This is a genomic window from Streptomyces shenzhenensis, from assembly GCF_021462265.1.
Lineage (GTDB): Bacteria > Actinomycetota > Actinomycetes > Streptomycetales > Streptomycetaceae > Streptomyces > Streptomyces shenzhenensis.
Genome location: NZ_JAJONF010000118.1, coordinates 1 through 3,727, shown reverse-complemented (window position 1 = coordinate 3,727; position 3,727 = coordinate 1). Strand labels below are relative to the sequence as shown.

Annotated in this window: 2 protein-coding genes; both read right to left on the bottom strand. The window is 71.2% G+C overall.

The window, feature by feature from the left end; translation table 11 throughout:
- Positions 1–38: 38 nt before the first annotated feature.
- Positions 39–2,549, bottom strand: a complete 2,511-nt coding sequence (locus LQ326_RS48175) for a transglycosylase domain-containing protein (protein ID WP_268208454.1) — start codon at positions 2,547–2,549, stop codon at positions 39–41.
- 295 nt (positions 2,550–2,844) lie between these two features.
- Positions 2,845–3,727 (bottom strand): prolipoprotein diacylglyceryl transferase (gene lgt, locus LQ326_RS46865; protein ID WP_234545322.1); only part of this gene is annotated, 883 nt, incomplete at its 5' end.

Below are 3,727 nucleotides of genomic sequence, written 5' to 3'. Positions count from 1 at the left end.
TCTGCGCAGGGGCGGGGCGCCGCCCCGCGTGACCCCGGCTACGGATGGCGGCCGGGGGTGGTGGGACTGGTTGTGGCCGTCGGCGTGGGTGAGGTGCCACCGCCCGTGGTGCCACCGCCCGTGGTGCCACCGAGCAGGCCGCCGCCCGCGCCACCGGTCCCGCCGGTGGTGGTGCCGGCGGTGTCGGTCGGGGCCGGGCCGGGGCAGTTCTTCTTCCGGCCGTGGCATTTTCCGGTGGTGGGGGGCGGCGCGGCTGTGGTCGGGGTGGCCGAGGGCGTGCTCAGGGTGGCGGAGGGAGTGGGGGAGGGGGCGCCGTATTCGTCGGTGCCCTGGCCCAGCTGGGGCGCGGGCGGGAACTGCCGGACGGGCTGTCCCTGGAGGGCGGCGGTCATGTAGCCGGTCCACACCTCGGTGGGCATGTCGGCGCCGAAGACCTTGGAGTAGCCGCCGACGCCCTGCATCGACTGCAGGCCGGCGTTCTTCGCGTCCTCCTTGAACATGGCGACGGACGTGACCAGCTGCGGGGTGTAGCCGATGAACCAGGCGGACTTGTAGTCGTCGGTGGTGCCGGTCTTGCCGGCCACCGGTCGGCCCAGGGCCTGGGCGTGGGTGCCCGTGCCGTTCTTCACGACGTCCTGCAGGACGTCGGTGACGGTGTCGGCGGTCGAGGCGGGCATGGCGGTGGTGCCCTTGGGCTTGTCGAAGCCGGGCAGCGGCTCGCCGTCGGCGATGACCTTGGTCACCGAGTACGGCTCGTGCTGGACACCCCCGTCGTCGAGGGTGGCGTACGCGTCGGCCATGCGGATGGCCGAGGGGGTGGAGGTGCCGATGTAGAAGCCGGGGGTGTCGTACTGCAGGCTCTTGCGCAGCAGGCCCGCCTTGAGGGCCTCGTTCTCCACGTTGTTGTAGCCGACGTACTCGCCGAGCTGGACGTAGGGGGTGTTGACCGACTGCTCCATGGCCTTGCGCAGGGTGATGTACCCCCATTTGGTGGGGACGTCGTTGCGCTGGTGGAGGAGCCCCGTGGGGTCGTTGGGGTCCGGCAGCTCCTGGCCCTGCTGGTTCTTGATGGTGATGCCGTCGTCACCGTCGAACTTCGAGTCCGGGGTGATCGGCGAGGCCGGCTGGCCCGGGGAGAGCACGGCGCCGTCGTCAAGGGCGGCTGCCAGGTCGAGGGGCTTGAAGGTGGAGCCGACCGGCACGCCGGTGGCATCGGCGTTGTCGGTCCAGTGGCCCTTGTTCCAGCCGACTCCGCCGTACAGGGCCACGAGCGCGCCGGTGGACGGATCGACCGATGCCGCGCCGACCTGGACGTCCTTGTCGGCCGAGCGGTGCTTCGGGTCGAGGTGCTTCTTGCTCATCGCCGCGACGGACGCCGACAGGGCGTTCACCTTCTTCTTGTCGAAGGTGGTGTAGATCTGGTAGCCGCCATGGCCGAGTTGCTGGTCGGTGACCGACGAGTGCGCCTCGACGTACTTCTGCGCGGCGTCCACGAGATATCCGGTCTGCCCGGACATTCCCGCCGACGGGGTGTAGGGCCTGGGTGTGGGGAAACCGGCGGCCAGGTACTGCTGTTCCTGCGCATCGGTGATCTTGTGGATCTTGGCCATGCGGTCCAGGACGTACGTCCAGCGCGCCTTGGCCTGGGCCTTGGCCTTCGGGTCGGTGTCCGCGTGCATCAGCAGGCTTGGCTCGTTGACCGCGGCGGCGATGAACGCGCCCTGGCCGACGGTCAGCTGGGAGGCGTGCTCGCCGTAGTAGGCGCGGGCCGCGGCCTCGATGCCGTAGGCGTCCCGGCCGTAGTAGCAGGTGTTGAGGTAGCCCTGCAGGATCTGCTGCTTGGACAGCTGGCCGCCGATCTTCAGGGAGATCATGATCTCCCTGAGCTTGCGGGTGACCGACTGGTTCTGGGTGAGGTAGGTGTTTTTCACGAACTGCTGGGTGATGGTGGACCCGGACTGCACCTCACCGCCCGTGGCCATGTGGTAGACGGCGCGCAGCATGCCCTGGGTGTCGACGCCGGGGTCGGTGTAGAAGGTGGCGTTCTCCGCGGCGAGGAAGTCCCACTGCACCAGTTTCGGCACCTGGGCGAGGTCGACGTTCTGCCGGTCGGTCGCCCCCTGGGTCGTCATCACCGAGCCGTCGGACCAGTAGTAGGTGTTGCTCTGCTGCTGGGTGCTGGGGTTCACGCTCGGGATCGTCGTGGTGGCGTAGGCGTACCCGAACAGGCCCAGCAGGCTGCCGGAGAACAGCAGGAAGGCACCGGACACCAGCTTCCACGAGGGCAGCCAGCGCCGCGGGCCCCGCTTGCCCGCCCGCGGGTAGTCGATGAGACCGCGGCGGCCGTCGCGGCCCGTGCCCGCGGTACCCCGGTCCGCCGCCCGCCGGCCGGAGCGGCCGGTGTCCGCGCGCCGCGTGCCCGCCGCGCGGCGGCTTCGGCCGCTGTCGGCCCGGGCGGCCCTGCGCGTCTGGGCCCGGCCGCCGTACGGTATGCCGTCCCGGTCGGACGGCACGGCCCTCCCCGACGGTCGACGCCGGTGCTCACTCATACTCGTCACTCCTCAGCCAGGCACAGGCCCGCCCGCCGCCGGGAAGCCGACCGGCCCGCCGTGGTGCGGGGACGGGGCCTGACCTGGGGCGGACTGACGCTCCTGACGATCTTCTACAAGTTGTAAGACTATGTGGTGTCCGGCCCGCGACGGCAACCACCCTGGCGCAAAGTCACACCCGTGCCAGGGGGGGGCCGAGGTGCCGGTCGACGTGAGTACCTCGTCCGGGCCGAGGCGCCGGGTGCCGGAGCCGCGGCCGGGAGGGCCGGGGACGTGGCGGTGTCCGGAGCCGCCGTCATGCCCGCTCCCGGGCGGGGACATCGGTGGTGCCGACCGGCTTCGGTGCTTCTTCCTTGCCCTTGCCGGGAGGGTACGGGGTGCCGTCGTCCGGGCGCGGGCGGCCGCTGGCGATCAGATACACGAGCGCGCCTGCGAAGAGGGTGAGGGAGACGTAGTCGTTCAGGCGCAGGCCGAGGAAGTGGTTGGCGTGGTCGATGCGCAGGGCCTCGATCCAGGCCCGGCCGGTGGTGTAGGCGAGCACGTAGCAGGCGAACAGCCGCCCTCTGCGAAGCCGGCGATGGTGACGGTGGTCCAGCCACAGCAGCAGCGCCATGACGCCGAGGTCCCACAGTGACTCGTACAGGAACGTGGGGTGGTAGAGGCCGACGGTGGGCATGTCGGCGGGGCGGTGGGCGGAGTCGATCCGCAGCGCCCAGGGCAGGTGGGTGGGGCGGCCGTACAGCTCCTGGTTGAAGTAGTTGCCCCAGCGGCCGATCGCCTGCGCCAGCACCAGCCCCGGCGCGACCGCGTCGGCGAAGTCCGACAGCTTGATGCCGCGGCGGCGGCAGCCCAGCCACGCGCCGACCGCGCCGAGCGCCACCGCACCCGGGATGCCCAGCCCGCCGTCCCAGATGAAGAGGGCGCGGATGGGCTGCTTGCCGGCGGTGAAGTACAGCTCCGGGTCGGTGATCACGTGGTACAGGCGTCCGCCGGCGATGCCGAACGGTACGGCCCAGATCGCGATGTCCGCGATGTCCTCACGCCGCCCGCCCCTCGCCTCCCACCGCCGTCCGGTGAGCCATACGGCGGTGAAGATGCCGGCCAGGATGCACAGCGCGTACGCGCGGACCGGGATCGGCCCGAGATGCCAGACGCCCTGGGACGGGCTGGGCAGATAC